The organism is Mucilaginibacter sp. NFR10, assembly GCF_900100445.1.
GTDB lineage: Bacteria > Bacteroidota > Bacteroidia > Sphingobacteriales > Sphingobacteriaceae > Mucilaginibacter > Mucilaginibacter rubeus.
Window position 1 is genome coordinate 85107 of sequence record NZ_FMTV01000010.1, and the last position, 17740, is coordinate 102846.

Consider the following 17740-nt stretch of genomic DNA (forward strand, 5'->3'; position numbering starts at 1 on the left):
CAAAGTTAACTTATTATCAATTAATTAAAGAAATTTTGAAAATATTTAGGAGCAGAATGCTATAATGTTGTTCATACCCATTTTGAACGATGAGTAAGGGCAAAAGGTTAGCCAATGTGTCGCCTACAATTAGGAGACTCCGCTGGAGCCTGTTTAGAGCGTCTGAGTCCCCCCTCCCGCCGCGTATTACAAACCATGAGACTGGTTCGATCACTACTCAAAGAAATGAAACAACAATTATAATTTCACTTCAATCTCTCCGCTTTTATTCTCTATTATTTCTTCCTGAAGCTTAACCCCATCAAAACCATGCAAAACAAATTTCAGCTGCATAAACCTCGATTTAGATGAGCCTTCAACTGATGATAAACTGAGGCTCTTTTCTATGGGATTGAAACTGATAACACGTTTATAATAAACACCCTGCTCATAATCATATGATACGCCATCGTCTTCATAATAAATAAAACTATTTGCTTCCCTGCCGTTCCATACGTGTACCTGCAATATACCGTCGCCTTTTTCATTGGTGCTTTGTACAACACTTTGCATAGGGATAATGCCGCCTGCTTTTATAAATACCGGCAGATCGGTTAATGGCGCCTGAACATTAACAATCTGTTCTCCCTCATAAAACTTATCGCTGCTTAACCTATACCACGAGCCTCGGGGCAGGTAAACATCTTCGGTTAGTTTAGTGCTTTCAACAGGAGCAACCAGCATCGCGTCGCCAAACATAAATTCATTTTGAAAGCGCTCATCAAAAACATTCCCGTCAAAACTGTGCTCAATAGCTAATGTACGGCTTACCGGCAGGCCGGTTTGGGTTGATTGATAAAAGCTGCTGTACAGGTAGGGCAGGAGTTTGTACCGTTGTTCAATGTCCTTCTTAATGATCTGTTCATTATTTTTACCCCATTCCCATGGTTCGCGCATTTTACTACCTTGTATGGCATGATTGCGGAACATTGGGGTATATGCACCCAGGGAGTTCCAACGTACCATGAGCTCAGGCGTAGGATTGCCGCTGAAGCCGCCGATATCCACCCCGATAAAACTCATACCTGTAATGCCCAAACTATTTACCAGTCGTTGTCCTAAAAGCATATGGGCATCGGTGCCGGTGTTGTCGCCCGTCCACACGGCCGAATAGCGCTGCGTGCCCGAATAGGCGGCCCGGGTAAGTACAAACGGTCGTTTGTTTCCCATGATCTTTCTTGTGCCATCATAAGTGGCGCGGGCCATTTGCATGCCATAGGCATTACGCACTTCCGGCATAAACTTATCTCCAAATTTTACTATCCAGGGGATATTTTGCCCCCAGGCGGCAGGCTCGTTCATATCATTCCAGAAACCTTCAACGCCGGGTTGGGTAAGAGCGGTGAAGGCTGCTCCCCACCATTCGCGTACCTCTCCCCTGAAAAAATCCGGAAAGTGACAGCGGCCCGGCCACACATAGCCGGTATAATTTTCGCCGTCGGGATATTTGGCAAAATAATCCTGCTCAATACCCTCATCGTATTCCTTATAACCTTCTTCTACCTTAATTCCCGGATCAACAATGGTAACCAGCCTAAAGTCCATCGCCTTTAGTTTATCGAGCATTTGCTTGGGTTTAGGGAAAGTTTTTTTGTTCCAGGTGAAGATCTTGAAATCGTCCATATAGTCGATATCGCAGTACATTACATCGGCAGGGATCTGTTTTTTGCGGAAGGTTTGGGCGATGTTCAATACTTCATCGGCGCTCATATAACTCCATCGGCATTGCTGATAGCCCAGGCTCCAAAGCGGCGGCATTTCCATCCTGCCGGTAAGCCAGGTATAATCTTCAATTATTTTCGCAACACCTTGTGCCCCGAAAAAGTAGTAATTCAAATCGCCGCCATCTGCCCCGAACCAGCTTGTTTCCTCATCTGTGGATGCACCAAAGTCGAAGTAGCTTTTATGGGTATTGTCAAGAAACAAACCGTAAGTTAACCCGCTGTGTAATCCTATAAAAAACGGAAAGGTTTTATACAGCGGATCGGATTCGGGCGTGTGGTTTGGCGCATCGGTATTCCAGTTTACGTAGGCCGCGCTACGCCTGTCGAGGTTACCGGTTTTTTCGCCCAGGCCAATAAACCGTTCACCCTCAAACAACCGGCGATAACAGGTCACCCGTTCGCCCTGCCAGTTTGTACCAAAGCGGGCGTCATCTTCACTCAGCAAGCTACCTGCAGCCGTGAAAAAGTTGAACCTTAAAGGCGATTTCTGAATACTGAGCTTCAAGGCTGGTGTAGTAATATCAATATTGGCCGATGACTCATCAAAATCGAAATCGGCCAGTGGCTGCCTGATTACCGCAAAGGAAGGATCATCCGGGTTGAAATTTTTACTGATGCTTACCCTGATAATTGTAGGGCTATAGATATAAACCCTTGCTTCGGCTTCGGCGGTTTTAATTGTTAAAATACCATCCTGTTGTTTAAAGCCCTGTACATTACCTGCAATTTCTAAATTCATGCCTGTGGGGTACCCGGAATAGATAAAGGTACTTAAAGGCAACGTTGTTTGGTTAGGTTGGTTTTGTTAAATGTAGATTTTGAAAACGTTGCATGGATTTTTCTATTTCATCCCCGAAAACGACCAACCCGCTTTCCTGCCCGATCAACACCCTTTAATTTTCGACCAACTTGTAAAATACTGATAATTAGTGCGTTTTTGGTGTTTGCCGAATGCTTTTGGGTATTGGTCTATATCTTTTCGGTGCTGGTATAACACTTTTTAGCACTTAAAATTAATGTTGTTCATTTGATCATTGAAAATAACAAACACAAAATATTTAACATACTTAAAAGCTCAAAATCATGAAAACTTCAATAAAATTATCAGCACTATTCTTCTTATTAAGCGCAGGTGTATTTGCTACTACAGCAGCTAAAGCCGCCGATGTAACTCCTAAAGCTAAAGAGGTTGTTACCTTTAAAGCCCTTGACCACGACCGCGGTGTTAAGTTAACGCTCGCAAAATCAGAAAACGGCCGTTCATTCGTACGCGTTTACAGCAAACAAAATGAACTTTTGCTGAAGGACGTTGTATCAACCAAAACCGATGTTGAAAGGGGTTATGTTTTAACCAACCTTGAAGATGGTGATTACATTATGGAAGTTAAAACCAATAACCAGGTGGTTAAGAAAACCCTGCACGTTTATGAAGACGGTGATCAAAAAACATTCTTTATTTACCAGGACTAATTTAGGAAGCCATATCAAACAGAAAGCTCCCGTTCGGTTGGAACGGGAGCTTTTTGTTTGAAGGAGCAAATATTAATTAGTCCCAAAGTTTTTCGGGGTAAACGCCACCTGTTACCAGGTCGGAGATACATTTTTGCACTATTGGTTTATCTTCCTTGTAAGTAACTCCAAACCATTTTGCACCGGTTGGGATCACCTTAAAAGAGGCTGTACCATTTTTGATCAGTTTATCGGCAACCAGGGGAATAAAGAACTCCGATTTCGGGTTGTTTTCGTTAGCAGCAACAAACTCCCTGAACATATCCTCACTTTGCTTGAAAATAGCCGGTGTAAATCCCCAGAAATTCATCGATACACGTGTTTCATTATCAAGCGGATGTTCGCCGGTTGCGTCTTTATAAGCTACGCTGCCGTCCTCTTTAAAATAAACTTCAGTACGTTCGTTAATTTCAACCATGTTACCATTATCATCAACGCTGCAAACACCACGCGATACCGAGCCATAGTCAGATAATGTACGGTCAATCTGGTATCCGATTATTGAATACTGATCGTCTTTAACGTCGGTGGTTAAAAATTTAGCCATTTTTTCAAATGAATCATAGCCGTAAAAGTCATCAGCATTGATCACACAAAAAGGCTCGTTGATCTGGTTGCGGGCCGCTAACACGGCATGGGCTGTTCCCCATGGTTTGGCACGTTCAATCTCTTTATCAATACCAAATGGCTTAAGATCAAAGCTTTGATATACATAGTCTGTTTCAATGCGGCCGGCAAGCTTAGGCTCAAAAATCGCCTTGAAGTTTTCGGCAAACTCTTCGCGTATAATAAAACTCACCTTGCCAAAGCCCGCTTTTATAGCATCATATATTGAGTAATCAATAATTGTTTCGCCGTTGGGGCCAAAGCCGTCAACTTGTTTCATACTGCCATAACGGCTGGCCATCCCTGCGGCCAATATCAGTAAGGTTGGTTTCATAGATAGTATCGGGGGTATTTGTTAAAAGCTATTTTATAATTAATGTTAATAAGGAATGGATTTTTGCCCTTATTGTTTTACAAATTGTACTTTTTGTTATTTGATGTACCTAAAGTCCTGGCCGGCCTGGATATTCAGCAGCGACTCGTATATCAAACGGATTACGTTATCAACATCTTCTTTATGGATCATCTCGACGGTGGTATGCATATAACGTAAAGGTAATGAGATTAATGCCGATGGCACGCCATCATTTGAGTAAGCAAAGGCATCGGTATCGGTCCCTGTTGACCGTGATGATGCCTGACGCTGGAACGGTATGCCCGCTTTTTGAGCACTTTCAATAAGCAGCTTATTCAGGTTGTTTTGTACTGCCGGAGCATATGATACAACAGGGCCTTTACCGCAGGCTAAGTCGCCCTGGGTAATTTTGTTGATCATTGGCGTTTGGGTATCATGCGTAACATCAGTAACAATAGCCACATTGGGTTTAATTTTATGCGCTATCATTTCGGCGCCACGTAAACCTATCTCCTCCTGCACTGCGTTAACTATATATAAACCGAAAGGAAGTTTTACATTGTTTTCTTTAAGTAAACGCGCTACCTCGGCAATCATGAAGCCGCCTGCACGGTTATCAAGCGCGCGGCCAACATAATAGCGGTCGTTAAGCACCATAAATTCATCCTCGTAAGTGATAACACAACCTACATGAATGCCCAGTTTTTCAACTTCTTCTTTTGAGGTGCAGCCGCAATCTAAAAAGATATTTTTAAGAGTAGGCGCTTCTTCTTTATCACCGCCCAGGCGCGTGTGGATAGCAGGCCAACCGAAAACAGCTTTAACCACGCCATTATCGGTATGGATATTTACACGTTTTGAAGGCGCTATCTGATGATCGGAACCGCCATTGCGGATAACATATATCAAGCCATCGTTAGTGATATAGTTCACAAACCATGAAATTTCATCGGCATGAGCTTCAATAACCACTTTGTAATCGGCTTTTGGATTGATGATACCAACCGCGGTGCCGTAATTATCAACATAATGGGTGTCAATATAGGGCTTCAGGTATTCCAGCCAAAGCTCCTGGCCTTTCCATTCAAAACCTGTAGGTGAGGGGTTGTTGATATATTTTTCAAAAAAAGCGAGTGAAGTTTCGTTTACAACGGACGTATGCTGTGGGGCGTCAGATTTCTTTTTGGCCATATTGAATTAATGTTTTCAATCTAAATGTAGTAATACAGCAAATATAATAAAGCTCATGACATTGCACTAAAATTAAGCCGCATATAAGCAGTAAATCAATTATATAAAATCAATATTAAACGTTTTTGAAAATATTTAGTCACAATAAAAGCGTTGTTTTGTTTTGATACAAAAATGACCGGTTATTTCATAAAGCATTCATGCTTATGTTATACCTTTCCGCGATATTTAATTTTTAATAAGGTGAAACTATTCAGGCTAACTTGTATCTTATTTACAGCATGTTTTTTAGCAGCATGCAGCGTACCTCAATATGTAAATGTTCCGGTTGATTACGCGCCGAAGCTGAATTTTAACAGGGCAAAAACAACCATCGTGGTCATTAACCACTACATACCCGATTCAACCCGTAACCGCAATAAACGCGTATTGACTACATTTAAAGCCGCCGCTTACACCGCTATAAACCATGCAGCGGTACAGCTGCATGCGCTGCCCGGTGTAAAAGTTGTACAACTGGTTGATTCGGTTAACTTTACCGCCAATACCGATTCGGTGAAATTTCTGGCAAAAAAATACAACGCTTCTTATGTGCTCGCGTTTGAGGATTTTAAAGGCGAAACCAAATTGCAGCAGGATTATTATAACGGCGTACCGTCGGTTTACCGGGTATCGGTGGTTAAAACCAGCTTTACTCTTTATGAAGCCAATGGCATCTACTTTAAAAAGCTAAACGGCGAGGCTGAAATAAATGACAATAATCCTTATGGTAATGCATCCAGCTTACTTGCCCATGGCGGTCCTTTATTTGATGCTATCCGTAATTCGGCATTGGATGCCCTAAAGGATTACCTGCCGTACACCGATTATCATGACAGGCCCCTGTATACCAATGGCGACCAGCTAAGCAACTCGGTAGAACTGATCAAAGCCGGAAAATTTGATCAGGCTTTCAAGGTACTAAACCCGCTTATTGACGGGCCCGACCTAAAACTGGCCAGCAGAGCTGCTTACAACCTTGCGGTGGTTTATGAAGCGCAGGGAGATATTGACGCCGCACTTGAGGTGGCTAAGATCTCAAACCAAAAGCAACCGAATGATTTTGCCAAAGCTATTATTGTTGATTTGATGAAAGAGTAATTATAAAGCGGAAAGCAAAATGCACAAAGCTTAAAACAGTTGTGCGCTCGATAGCTTACCACTCTTGTTATTGCTGGCCTGGAGAAGGAATAAGTTGTTTTTCGAGGATCTCGTAGTCGAAGCCGTTTTTTGAAAAAAGCTTGCCGGTATGTGTGAAGCCATGTTTTAAATAAAAACCAATGGCCGATACCCTGGCATTGCACCATAATAACGCGCCTCCATTAGTAAGGGCAAAATCGGTTATATGCTCCAGCATTGCTTTACCGATGCCCATTTTTTGAACTGTTTCATCAACAGCAAATTTGCGAAACTGCCATTCGGTGCCTTTATTAAAGAGGGATACTACCGCTATGATATGATTATCTTTAAAAGCAGCAAAGTGATAGCCGTGGTTATCCTCTTCCATCTCCATTTCATAAAGCTTGCTTTCGGGATATAAGATACGTTGCCTTAACCGCCAGGTAAGCTCCGGACGGATTTGTTCAATAGAAATGTTTTTCATTTTTTTTTGAGGCGAAAGGTAAAAGGCGAAAGGTAAAAGGTTTTTTTCAAATTCGCCAAACGCAAAGCTTTTAATGACACCGGATAGGCTAAAAGGCACAAGTAATCCCTGCACTGGCAGCTCTACAATACTTGCGCCGGAAAAAACGGACGTGCAAACCTTTGGCCTTTTACCTTTCGCCTTTAACCTACAAAGGAATATTCCCGTGTTTCTTCCTTGGGTTGTTTACTACTTTATTTTCCAGCATTTTAAAAGCCTGGATCAATTTAATTCGCGTTTCGGCGGGTTCAATTACTTCGTCGATAAATCCGCGTTCGGCAGCGCGGTAGGGATTGGCAAAGGTATCCGAGTACAGTTGTTCCATCTCCAGCCACTTGGCTTCATGGTCTTCAGCCTTCGTGATCTCCCGTTTAAAAATGATTTCGGCGGCCCCTTTGGCACCCATTACCGCAATTTCGGCCGATGGCCAGGCGAAGTTCATATCGGCACCAATATGTTTGGAGTTCATCACATCATAAGCGCCTCCATAAGCCTTGCGCGTAATTACAGTAACACGCGGAACGGTAGCTTCGCAAAATGCGTACAGCAGTTTGGCCCCGTTGGTGATAATGGCATTCCATTCCTGGTCGGTGCCGGGCAAAAAGCCGGGAACATCTTCAAACACCAGCAGCGGAATGTTGAAGGAATCGCAAAAGCGCACAAAACGGGCGGCCTTGGTTGATGAATGGATATCCAGAACCCCGGCCAAAAAAGCGGGCTGATTGGCGACTATGCCAATACTGCGGCCAGCCAGGCGCGCGAAACCCACTACAATGTTTTCGGCAAAATCTTTATGCACTTCCAAAAACGAAGCTTTATCGATGATATGATCAATAACCTCGCGGATATCGTAGGGTTGTGAGGCAATGGATGGCAGGATGGTATTGAGCTCGGGCCTAAGCTCGTCCCCGTTTTCGTAGGGAGCGGCAGGAGCTTTATCCTCACAATTTTGAGGCATATAGCTCAGCAGGCTTTTAATATGCTGAATGGCGGCTATTTCATTGGCACAGGCGAAATGAGTAACGCCCGATTTGCTGGCATGGGTGTTAGCGCCGCCCAGTTCTTCGGAGGTTACCACTTCATGCGTAACCGTTTTTACTACGTTAGGCCCTGTAACAAACATGTATGAGGTATGCTCAACCATTAAAATAAAATCGGTAATGGCTGGTGAGTAAACAGCACCGCCTGCACATGGCCCCATAATGGCCGAGATTTGCGGAATAACGCCGGATGCCATGGTATTGCGGTAAAAAATATCGGCATAACCACCAAGGGATACCACACCTTCCTGGATGCGCGCACCGCCCGAATCATTAAGGCCAATAAGAGGAGCCCCGTTCTTTAGGGCGAGATCCATGATCTTGCAGATCTTTTCGGCATGGGTTTCGGAAAGCGAGCCGCCAAACACTGTAAAATCCTGGGAAAATACGTAGGTGAGCCGACCGTTTATGGTGCCATAACCTGTAACAACACCGTCGCCGGGATATTTTTCTTTCTCCATACCAAAATCAATGGAGCGGTGGGTAACCAGCATCCCTATCTCCTGGAAAGAGCCTTCATCCAATAAAAAATGCAAACGTTCACGTGCCGTTAATTTTCCTTTTTTATGCTGACTTTCAATACGTACCGGGCCTCCGCCCTGCATGGCTTCATGACGTTTTAGCCTTAACAGATCAAGCTTTTTATCCACAATTCAGGTTGTTAGTAATTGTCTAAAAATAGTAATTATATTGTAAGAATAGCTTTTGCTTACTTATTCTGGTGGTTTAATAACGGATTTTTATATATTTGTGTTGATGAAGATCAGGAACAATAAAATATGGGTAGTGGCGCTGTTCATGACCGTCTTTGTAATAAAGATGGGCATTTCGCTTGCACCTGTTTTTTTATATCTTGATAATAAAACGGTAAGTGCGGTGATCCTTCAGCTGGAGCAGGAAAGCAAAACTGAAAAAGACAGCCCCGAAAAAGACCTTGTGAAGGAGAAAAAAATCTTCGATGAGTATGACCTTCATACCATAAACTTCATCACATTTATTGTCGAAACCAAAGTTCTCCATAACCAGGAAAACGCCTTATATAAGCAGGTATATCACCCTGTGGTCCCCACGCCGCCGCCCAACGTTTAAAATGATTAACCGGATACTTCCCTATCCGGATAGCAATGCTATTTAATTCATTTTAAAGTTTTACTCAATCTTTCATTCTTATGCAAATCAAGCAAGGTGAGGCTGCTATGGGCAATCTCAACCTAAAAAAATATTTTCTGCCCAAAAATTTAAAAAGGGATATTCCTTCAAGTGTCGTTGTATTCCTGGTGGCTTTGCCGCTGTGTTTAGGTATAGCGCTGGCATCAGGCGCGCCGCTCTTCGCGGGCGTATTAACAGGCATTATTGGCGGCATAGTAGTAGGTACGCTTAGCGGCTCGCAACTGAGTGTGGCCGGTCCTGCAGCCGGTTTAACAGTAATTGTACTTAATGCCATTACTACGCTTGGCGCTTACGAAACCTTTTTAATGGCCCTGGTACTGGCGGGTGTTTTCCAGATCATACTTGGAATTGTTAAAGCCGGCACCATTGCCAATTACTTCCCGTCATCGGTTATTGAGGGGATGCTGGCAGCGATAGGTATTATTTTGATCATGAAGCAGTTTCCGCACGCGGTTGGCTATGATGCCGATTTTGAGGGCGATGAGGGCTTTCGCCAAATTGATGAACACAATACTTTTTCAGGCATAACACGGGCTTTCGCCCGGATAAACTATGGCGCGGTGATCATCAGCGTGGTATCCCTGGCTTTTATGATCTACTGGCCTAAGTTCAAAAAGCTGGCTATAGTTCCGGCTCCTTTATTGGTGGTACTGGCCGGTATCGGGCTAAGCCTCGCGTTTTCCGGAACAGGCCTTGCCTTGCTTGATAAGCAGTTTGTACGCATACCGCTGGTAAACAGCAGTGCCGAATTTTTCGCGCTGTTTAAATCAGCTGATTTTAGCCAGATAGGCAACAAGCAGGTTTGGATAACGGCCTTCACCATTGCGGTGGTTGCCAGTTTAGAAACGCTGCTGAGCCTGGAGGCTGTAGATAAAATAGATCCAATCAAACGTATCTCGCCAACCAACCGCGAACTGCTTGCTCAAGGTGCGGGCAATATAGTAAGCGGTATGCTTGGCGGCTTACCCATGACGGCGGTAATTGTGCGTTCGTCGGCAAACGTAAATGCCGGTGCCCGCACTAAAGTGAGCGCCATACTGCATGGTATATTGTTATTGGTTGCTTTACTGGCGATACCGTCTTTAATTAACCATATCCCGCTGTCGTGTTTGGCAGCGATCCTGCTGATGACTGGGTATAAACTGGCTCGTATAAGCCTCTTCAAGCACATGTGGCACCAGGGCTTGAGCCAGTTTATCCCTTTCGTAGTTACCATTGTGGCCGTTGTTATGACCGATCTGCTTATTGGTGTGGGCATAGGCATGCTGGTAGGGATCTTTTATATTCTGCGTACCAACCTGCGTAACCCTTATTTCTATCATCTGGAAAAGAACGGCAGCAAAAAAGTTATCAGGATTAAGCTGGCCGAGGAAGTATCCTTCCTGAACAAGGCTGCCATACAGGTAACGCTTACCAGTTTACCGCAAGGCGCCGAAGTGGTGATCGACGGATCGAACTCAAGGTACATCGATCCGGATGTGCTGGAGATCATCCATAATTACAAGCACAATGCCTATACCAAGGGCATTATTGTGCAACTGAACGAAGTAAAGGACAAGTACGATGTACCTCCTTTAAAAGAACTGGTTTATAACCCTAACTAAAAAATCGAAAAACAATGTCAACACAAGAAAAAACAAACGGCAAAGCCGTAATAGATACAAACAATATTAAACTGGCCCAGTCAAGCAGTTACAGTACTTTAATTAAAAACAACGCCGCCTGGGTTGAGCGTAAACTTGCCGAGGATGGTGAGTACTTTAAGAACCTGGCCAAAGGTCAGAGTCCTGAAGTGCTGTGGATAGGCTGCTCAGACAGTCGTGTACCGGCTAACGAAGTAACCGGAACCAAACCCGGCGAAGTGTTTGTGCACCGTAATATTGCCAACGTATGCGTACACTCGGACATGAACATGCTGAGCGTGCTTGACTATGCCGTTAACGTACTAAAAGTAAAACATGTTATTGTTGCCGGGCACTATGGTTGCGGCGGTGTTGCCGCCGCTATGAGCAGCAAACAATTTGGCTTAATTGATAACTGGCTGCGCCATATTAAGGATGTGTACCGTTTACATAGTCATGAACTTGACCGTATAACCGACGAGACCACCAAAGTTAACCGCCTGGTTGAGCTTAACGTTACCGAACAGGTATATAACCTGTGTAAAACCACCATTATCCAAAACGCGTGGAAAGAACGTCATGACCTTGAAGTACACGGTTGGGTAATTGACCTGGGCAGCGGCCTGGTTAAAGATCTGAAAGTAAGCAGCAGCAGCCCGCATAATTTAGGCTACGTATACGAGCTTGATGTTGAAGCTGTAGCTGCACACTAAAATATAATTTGATCAGTGCTTCCGACGCTGTAAGGGGCGTAGGGAGGTTTGATTGTTAAGTTGATCCCGGCTCTTAGGAAGTGGCCGGGATTTTTTTGTGCACCCCACCCAAACACTCCCCGGAAGGGAGGGTTTAAAATTAAAAGTCTCCCCTTCCGGGGGAGATTTAGAGGGGGCTTATTAAAATATTACCCCTTCCATCAAACAAGCTTATGTAAACTTGGTTAAGGTTTTGTAAATTGTAACTGAACCCCTGCCGTGAAATATCTATGCTCAAAGCAATAAAAGAACAACGCACCCTTAAAGAAAACCTGATGCTGGCCTCATCAACCGCATTTGTAGCAGGCGTTACCAATGTGGCGGGCATGCTGGCTTTTTTGGCTTTTACCTCAAATATTACCGGGCATGTGGCTAACCTTGCCAAACACATTATTGAACAAAACTACCGCCAGATGATCATCTTTTTAGTTTGGCTGCTGATGTTCTTTGCCGGGGCTTTTGTATCCAGTTTCATTGTACGCTCATTTGATGATAAAAGCAGGTGGCGGGCAAACTCCACCCCAATGGTAATTGAAGCTATTATTTTACTGGGAGTTGCCATTTACGGGCATAATTTTTACCGGGAAACACAGATGGAGCGCGAAATTGTGATCAGCGCTATTCTGTTTTCGATGGGATTGCAGAATAGCCTGGTTTCCAATATCTCGGGCGGCCTGATCAAATCGAGTCATTTAACCGGTTTATTTACTGATCTGGGCAGTGAGGTGGCCGAATGGTTTCATCCCCGCACAGAAAATACCGAAACGGCAGGTAATAAAATATTGATCAGGTTTACAGTGCTTGGCTTTTACCTGTTTGGTGCACTGGCAGGCGGATACTTTTTTAACCTGTATGAATTTGCCATTTTTTATTTTATCCCTGTTATTTTGCTCACCATTATGTATTATGACGTTTCGCCGCTTGCTTTGCATAAACTTAGCCGTATGTTTGCATCGGGCAGAAAACGTCAAACCGCATCTTAAAACATCAATCTCAAAAATATATGTGCGCTCAAATTCATGATACCAGTCATATCACCTATGAAGGCTTACTGGAAGGGAACAAAAAATTTATTGAAGGTGCTTTAGCCGAAGACCCTCAATATTTTGATAAGCTGGCTAACGGGCAAAAGCCCCCTATCCTTTGGATAGGCTGCGCGGACAGCCGCGTACCTGCCAACCAGATCACCAATACCGCCCCGGGCGAGATCTTTGTGCACCGCAACATCGCCAACATGGTTATACACTCGGATATGAATATGCTGAGCGTACTTGACTATGCCGTGAACGTATTGAAAGTAAAACACGTAATAGTGACCGGTCATTACGGTTGTGGTGGAGTTAATGCCGCTATGAGTAACAACCAATTCGGCCTGATTGATAACTGGCTGCGCCACATTAAAGATGTTTACCGGTTACATGCCGATGAGCTTGATGCCATTGAGAACGAAACGGAACGCAGTAACCGCCTGGTTGAACTGAATGTGATAGAAAACGTGAACAACCTTTGTAAAACATCCATAGTACAAAATGCCTGGAAAAATGGGCAGGAGCTCGCGGTACACGGCTGGGTTTACAGCCTCAGCACAGGGCTTATCAACGATATGAAAGTAAGCACATCCAGCAATGAAAATATGGATGCTGTGTTTAAGTTCAAGTGAGAATAGAAGCAAGAGGTCAAGAGTCAGGAATCAAGATTAGAAGATTCAACAACTTATAAGAAAACAAGAAAGAGTCGAAAAATCGGGTTTTAACATTTCCGATCTTCGACTCTTTTTATTTCTAAGCTATGACCTAAAGATTCTTAAACCAGCTTCTTCTTGTCTCTTGAATCTTGGTTTCTTGACTCTCTTCTCAACTACACTTCCTTAGCCAAAAACGGATACCTGTAATCCTTTGGCGGATCAAAGGTTTCTTTGATGGTGCGTGGCGATACCCAGCGAAGCAAGTTAATCATTGAACCGGCTTTATCATTAGTGCCCGACCCTCTTGCGCCGCCAAATGGCTGCTGACCAACTACCGCGCCTGTAGGTTTATCATTAATGTAGAAGTTACCTGCCGCGTTGCGTAAACGGGTGGTAGCTTTTTCAATAGCATACCTGTCCTGCGAGATGATTGAGCCTGTAAGCGCGTAGATGGAAGTTTTATCTACAACCTCAAGGATCTCATCAAATTTATCATCTTCGTAAACATATACGGTTAGTACCGGGCCAAAAAGCTCCTCGCACATGGTTACGTAATATGGGTCTTCAACTTTTAATACGGTTGGCTCAATGAACCAGCCTTTGCTTTTATCGTAGTTACCACCGGCAACAATTTCAACACCCTCGTCGGTTTTGGCAGCGTCGATATATTTGGCCAGTTTATCAAACGATACTTCGGTGATCACGGCATTGATGAAGTTTTCAAAATCCTCCACCGGGCCAATTTTAAATGAAGTAATGTCGCGCTGCATGTTTGCTTTTACCGCAGGCCACAATGAAGCCGGGATATAAGCCCTTGAAGCAGCCGAACATTTTTGTCCCTGGTATTCAAAAGCGCCGCGAACAAGGGCAGTACTTACTACATCGGCATTGGCACTCGGGTGGGCAAGTACAAAATCTTTACCACCGGTTTCGCCTACAATGCGCGGATATGTTTTGTATTTGTGGATGTTGGTGCCAATGGTTTGCCAGATGTTCTGGAATACTTTGGTTGAACCGGTGAAGTGGATCCCTGCGAAATCAGGGTGGTTAAAGATCACTTCGCCTGCAACAGGGCCATCCACATAAATCAGGTTGATAACGCCATCAGGTACGCCGGCTTCTTTAAAGATCTTCATGATCACGTTAGCAGCGTAGATTTGCGTATAAGCAGGTTTCCAAACTACTACATTGCCCATCATGGCTGCAGATGCAGGCAGGTTCCCGGCAATAGCCGTAAAGTTGAATGGCGTAAGCGCGAACACAAATCCTTCAAGCGGGCGTTGCTCTACACGGTTCCAAACACCTTTGCCTGATACCGGCGGCTGTTGTTTGTAGATCTCGGTCATGTACTCCACGTTGAAACGCAGGAAGTCGATCAACTCACAAGCCGAATCGATCTCGGCCTGGTAAGCGTTCTTTGACTGACCAAGCATGGTGGCTGCGTTGATTTCGGCACGGTATGGGCCGGCAATCAGTTCGGCAGCTTTCAGGAATATGGCAGCACGTTGTTCCCAGGCCAGGTTTTCCCAGTCGGCTTTGGCTGCAAGGGCAGCGTCAATAGCGGCTGTGACATGGCTTGCATCACCTTCGCTGAAGGTTGCCAGTAAATGTTTATGATCATGCGGCGGACGGATTTCCAACTTGGTGTTGGTACGTACTTCCTTGCCGCCAATGTACATAGGTATATCTAATTGTTGGGCACGACCGGCTTCTAAAGCTGCCTTAAGCGCCACACGCTCCAAACTCCGCGGACCGTAATTTAAAACGGGCTCATTTACCGGTGCTGGAACATTAAAAAATCCTTTAAGCATAGATGATAATTTATGTTGCCGCAAAGATAGGAATTTTGCAGGGGAAGGTTGGGTAGGCGAATGTCAAAGGGAGGTTTATTTACATGAATTATTTAGTATTTATTGTTTGCTCATTTGAAGATTAAATTTCTTATCGTTGTATTATTTTATTCATTGAAAATAAGGGGATAACTTAATTAGCCAGAGAACATAAATATCTGAATGAATTTTAGTAAAAATAGAGTTATAGCGTCTTCAGTTCTTATAATTGGATCAGTTATAGTTTATATTATTTATTATAATCTTAAAGACGAACTTAAAAACATTGTAAACTTTTTTACCTTGTACGGTACATTTGGATCTTTATATGGATTATGTTTAGCCTATTTGCAAATTCAAAGCATAAAAGAAACAAGTGAAAAGACGAGATTAGCTGTAGATAGTTCACTGGTGAGAATAAATCAGGTATTATCGATATCGGAAATAGCTCGCTCCTTAAAGATTATTCAAGAAATTCAAACATCAATACTACATGATAAAAGCGAATTGGCGCTTTTAAGAATGAAAGACCTAAAACAAATTCTGATTCAAGTTAAATACAATGGTGATTTGCAAGATTATACCAATAGTGGGGCATACAATCAGCATATAACTGATATAAGTATTGATATAAATAACATCAATGATTCGCTTTTGAAGAAAAAGACAGGTGTTAATTTTTCTAAGGTTAACCAGAATCTCGAACAACTCGCAACGGTATTAACTGAATTTGAAAACAAATTAAAATTTGAAAGACATGACTGATGAATTTAAATTGTTAATAGAAAAACTTATAAAAAAGACATCTGCCAAGCAAGCTATATGGTCAAAAACAAGTCGAGATAATGAATATAAGTTAGAATTGCAAAAAGGTGCAATCACCGTAGATAATTGGGATAATGGCAATGGGGTGGATTTGGTCGATATAACTATTCTAAATGAATATGGCGATACGGTAGATAGGGTATATTTTGATGGTAGTGATGAAGATGATTATACGCTCTTAATAGAATTGCATACTTTGGCAAAGCGCGCTTTTTATAAGGTTGAAGAAACGATAAAAGGTATTGTATCTGAATTAGATAGTGAAAAGACTGTTGGGAAAGAAAGGCGAATAGACGACAGTTTAGATTTTTAATTTCATAATCTAATTCTTGGAAATCTATGTGTCTGTTAAGATAGATTATAACTTGCTTGAATAAGTTTTTCATTACAGTTAATATTGGTTGTTGTATTTGTGCAGCTCACCCCAATCGATCAATTCCACCTCACCAAAGATGAACCTAACCGAAGCTGCCTGTTAGCCCTGTGCGATATTATCCTGGCACAGGATCCCGATATCACCGCGGAATGGAAATTATAAAGGGTTGTAATTAACAAAATAATGATTTATCGATTGAGCGGAGCAAGGTTGCGCGTGAGGTTGAAACAGAAATCTTGTACGCCATGCAAATCCGGTAAGCATGGCGGTTGATCATCTTTCTTTAATTTAAAGAGACCGGAAACCATCCTATTCCCTTTAACCTTTTACATTTGCCCCCATGCAATCCCTACTCCACGAAGATCAAACTTTTACCAAAATAACCGCCGGCCAGCTCAACGGCACCACTTACGAAAACTGCAAATTCATCAACTGTGACCTTGCCCATGCCCATCTCACGGGCATTACTTTTGTCGACTGCCTGTTTGATACCTGCAACCTGCTCCTTGCCGAATTAGGCAATACTGCTCTGCAAAATATCCGCTTTAAGCACTGCAAAACAAGCGGCGTAAATTTTGGTAGGGCCAATGATTTTTTATTCGAAGTGCATTTTGAGGATTGTATTTTAGACAATGCCGTGTTTTATAAAAAGAAGAACAAGAAGGCTACCTACACCGATTGTTCCATGATGGAAACCGACCTGACCGAGGCCGACCTGAGCGATTGTAAATTCATTAACTGTAACCTTAAAAACGCTTTCTTCAGTCGTACCATCCTTAAAAACGCCGACCTGAGCACATCCTATAACTTCATCATCGACCCGGATGATAACGTCATCAAAAAAGCAAAGTTCTCGCTTCATGGCTTACCAGGATTGCTTAACAAATATGATATCCGGATAGGATAATATTTTGGCGACTTATTAGTTAATATCAAAAGCATAAAATTAAGAATCGTCATTGCGAGTAACCATCAGGGAAGCCCTGAAAAAAACCTAATGACATGTAAAATATATTTTAGCGGTGTTGCGCGTGGGCCGCGTTAGGGATTGCAGTGTAAAGCCCGCAGCGTGTAGAGAAGTTGCGGGCAGGAAAAGCGAGGACTTGCAACGGAAAGCCCGGGCCGCAGGCAACGCCCTTGTTACACAACTGATCGAAAAAAAATATACTTAATAATCAATAACTTACAATCACGTCATTATAAGACACGAAGACAACCGAGCGAAGGGAGCTCATTAATACCTATAAAAAACAAATTATAGATATTAATAATCGTGAACTATACAGAGCGGATCTGCTAATCGGGGATTGCTTCGTTCCTCGCAATGACGCGTTTGA

Annotated in this window: 17 protein-coding genes; 11 read left to right on the forward strand and 6 right to left on the reverse strand. The window is 43.2% G+C overall.

Going from position 1 to position 17740, the window contains the following annotated elements:
- Window positions 1-237: 237 nt before the first annotated feature.
- Window positions 238-2502 (reverse strand): glycoside hydrolase family 31 protein, encoded by a 2265-nt coding sequence (locus tag BLP33_RS24810; RefSeq protein WP_090534244.1) that lies wholly within the window; start codon window positions 2500-2502, stop codon window positions 238-240.
- A gap of 344 nt (window positions 2503-2846) precedes the next feature.
- Here BLP33_RS24810 and BLP33_RS24815 point away from each other — a divergent pair, with 344 nt between their 5' ends.
- The gene (locus BLP33_RS24815) at window positions 2847-3233 is read left to right on the forward strand and encodes a hypothetical protein (protein ID WP_090534246.1); all 387 of its coding nucleotides are present in this window, start codon (window positions 2847-2849) and stop codon (window positions 3231-3233) included.
- Window positions 3234-3309: 76 nt separating this feature from the next.
- Here BLP33_RS24815 and BLP33_RS24820 read toward each other — a convergent pair whose 3' ends face one another.
- Together BLP33_RS24820 and BLP33_RS24825 are read right to left on the reverse strand one after the other, a co-directional pair.
- Window positions 3310-4212, reverse strand: coding sequence for a nucleotidyltransferase family protein (locus BLP33_RS24820; RefSeq protein WP_090534248.1), 903 nt, complete (start codon window positions 4210-4212; stop codon window positions 3310-3312).
- A 96-nt stretch (window positions 4213-4308) separates the two neighbouring features.
- Complete coding sequence (locus BLP33_RS24825; protein ID WP_090534250.1) at window positions 4309-5424, reverse strand: M42 family metallopeptidase; 1116 nt, start codon at window positions 5422-5424, stop codon at window positions 4309-4311.
- 243 nt (window positions 5425-5667) lie between these two features.
- Between BLP33_RS24825 and BLP33_RS24830 the strand changes: the two genes are divergently transcribed.
- Window positions 5668-6564, forward strand: coding sequence for a DUF6340 family protein (locus BLP33_RS24830; RefSeq protein WP_139160068.1), 897 nt, complete (start codon window positions 5668-5670; stop codon window positions 6562-6564).
- Between the two features lie 67 nt (window positions 6565-6631).
- Here the strand turns inward: BLP33_RS24830 and BLP33_RS24835 are convergent, their stop codons facing one another.
- A complete protein-coding gene (locus BLP33_RS24835) occupies window positions 6632-7066 on the reverse strand; it encodes a GNAT family N-acetyltransferase (protein ID WP_090534315.1) in 435 nt (144 codons plus the stop codon).
- Between the two features lie 187 nt (window positions 7067-7253).
- Complete coding sequence (locus BLP33_RS24840) at window positions 7254-8750, reverse strand: acyl-CoA carboxylase subunit beta (protein WP_090534317.1); 1497 nt, start codon at window positions 8748-8750, stop codon at window positions 7254-7256.
- Between the two features lie 151 nt (window positions 8751-8901).
- Here BLP33_RS24840 and BLP33_RS24845 point away from each other — a divergent pair, with 151 nt between their 5' ends.
- The 5 genes from BLP33_RS24845 (at window position 8902) to can (BLP33_RS24865) (ending at window position 13349) form a co-directional block, all read left to right on the forward strand.
- Window positions 8902-9234, forward strand: a complete 333-nt coding sequence (locus BLP33_RS24845; protein WP_090534253.1) for a hypothetical protein — start codon at window positions 8902-8904, stop codon at window positions 9232-9234.
- A gap of 80 nt (window positions 9235-9314) precedes the next feature.
- Window positions 9315-10919, forward strand: a complete 1605-nt coding sequence (locus tag BLP33_RS24850; RefSeq protein WP_371328330.1) for a SulP family inorganic anion transporter — start codon at window positions 9315-9317, stop codon at window positions 10917-10919.
- A 14-nt stretch (window positions 10920-10933) separates the two neighbouring features.
- The gene (can, locus tag BLP33_RS24855; RefSeq protein ID WP_090534255.1) at window positions 10934-11650 is read left to right on the forward strand and encodes a carbonate dehydratase; all 717 of its coding nucleotides are present in this window, start codon (window positions 10934-10936) and stop codon (window positions 11648-11650) included.
- A gap of 269 nt (window positions 11651-11919) precedes the next feature.
- Window positions 11920-12672: a YoaK family protein gene (locus BLP33_RS24860; RefSeq protein WP_090534257.1), complete on the forward strand. Its 753-nt coding sequence runs from the start codon at window positions 11920-11922 to the stop codon at window positions 12670-12672.
- Window positions 12673-12692: 20 nt separating this feature from the next.
- Window positions 12693-13349, forward strand: coding sequence for a carbonate dehydratase (gene can / locus BLP33_RS24865; protein ID WP_090534259.1), 657 nt, complete (start codon window positions 12693-12695; stop codon window positions 13347-13349).
- Window positions 13350-13546: 197 nt separating this feature from the next.
- On the opposite strand, the gene pruA is transcribed toward can (BLP33_RS24865), so the two are convergent.
- A complete protein-coding gene (gene pruA, locus BLP33_RS24870; protein ID WP_090534261.1) occupies window positions 13547-15184 on the reverse strand; it encodes an L-glutamate gamma-semialdehyde dehydrogenase in 1638 nt (545 codons plus the stop codon).
- Window positions 15185-15385: 201 nt separating this feature from the next.
- On the opposite strand from pruA, the gene BLP33_RS24875 reads away from it, so the two are divergent.
- From BLP33_RS24875 to BLP33_RS24885, 4 genes are all read left to right on the forward strand, one after another.
- Window positions 15386-15967 (forward strand): hypothetical protein, encoded by a 582-nt coding sequence (locus BLP33_RS24875; protein ID WP_090534263.1) that lies wholly within the window; start codon window positions 15386-15388, stop codon window positions 15965-15967.
- Window positions 15960-16340, forward strand: coding sequence for a hypothetical protein (locus BLP33_RS24880; protein ID WP_090534265.1), 381 nt, complete (start codon window positions 15960-15962; stop codon window positions 16338-16340). The genes BLP33_RS24875 and BLP33_RS24880 overlap by 8 nt, the downstream gene beginning before the upstream one ends.
- Window positions 16341-16424: 84 nt before the next feature.
- Window positions 16425-16565, forward strand: a complete 141-nt coding sequence (locus BLP33_RS27240) for a hypothetical protein (protein ID WP_175490109.1) — start codon at window positions 16425-16427, stop codon at window positions 16563-16565.
- A 178-nt stretch (window positions 16566-16743) separates the two neighbouring features.
- Window positions 16744-17310, forward strand: a complete 567-nt coding sequence (locus BLP33_RS24885; RefSeq protein ID WP_090534267.1) for a pentapeptide repeat-containing protein — start codon at window positions 16744-16746, stop codon at window positions 17308-17310.
- Window positions 17311-17740: the final 430 nt, after the last annotated feature.

Excerpts from the sequence above, each read along its gene's own strand:
- BLP33_RS24810 (WP_090534244.1), bottom strand. The coding sequence starts at position 2,502 with ATGAATTTAGAAATTGCAGGTAATGTACAGGGCTTTAAACAACAGGAT.
- BLP33_RS24815 (WP_090534246.1), top strand. The coding sequence starts at position 2,847 with ATGAAAACTTCAATAAAATTATCAGCACTATTCTTCTTATTAAGCGCA.
- BLP33_RS24820 (WP_090534248.1), bottom strand. The coding sequence starts at position 4,212 with ATGAAACCAACCTTACTGATATTGGCCGCAGGGATGGCCAGCCGTTAT.
- BLP33_RS24825 (WP_090534250.1), bottom strand. The coding sequence starts at position 5,424 with ATGGCCAAAAAGAAATCTGACGCCCCACAGCATACGTCCGTTGTAAAC.
- BLP33_RS24835 (WP_090534315.1), bottom strand. The coding sequence starts at position 7,066 with ATGAAAAACATTTCTATTGAACAAATCCGTCCGGAGCTTACCTGGCGG.
- BLP33_RS24840 (WP_090534317.1), bottom strand. The coding sequence starts at position 8,750 with ATGCAGGGCGGAGGCCCGGTACGTATTGAAAGTCAGCATAAAAAAGGA.
- BLP33_RS24845 (WP_090534253.1), top strand. The coding sequence starts at position 8,902 with ATGAAGATCAGGAACAATAAAATATGGGTAGTGGCGCTGTTCATGACC.
- BLP33_RS24850 (WP_371328330.1), top strand. The coding sequence starts at position 9,315 with ATGCAAATCAAGCAAGGTGAGGCTGCTATGGGCAATCTCAACCTAAAA.
- can (WP_090534255.1), top strand. The coding sequence starts at position 10,934 with ATGTCAACACAAGAAAAAACAAACGGCAAAGCCGTAATAGATACAAAC.
- BLP33_RS24860 (WP_090534257.1), top strand. The coding sequence starts at position 11,920 with ATGCTCAAAGCAATAAAAGAACAACGCACCCTTAAAGAAAACCTGATG.
- can (WP_090534259.1), top strand. The coding sequence starts at position 12,693 with ATGTGCGCTCAAATTCATGATACCAGTCATATCACCTATGAAGGCTTA.
- pruA (WP_090534261.1), bottom strand. The coding sequence starts at position 15,184 with ATGCTTAAAGGATTTTTTAATGTTCCAGCACCGGTAAATGAGCCCGTT.
- BLP33_RS24875 (WP_090534263.1), top strand. The coding sequence starts at position 15,386 with ATGAATTTTAGTAAAAATAGAGTTATAGCGTCTTCAGTTCTTATAATT.
- BLP33_RS24880 (WP_090534265.1), top strand. The coding sequence starts at position 15,960 with ATGACTGATGAATTTAAATTGTTAATAGAAAAACTTATAAAAAAGACA.
- BLP33_RS24885 (WP_090534267.1), top strand. The coding sequence starts at position 16,744 with ATGCAATCCCTACTCCACGAAGATCAAACTTTTACCAAAATAACCGCC.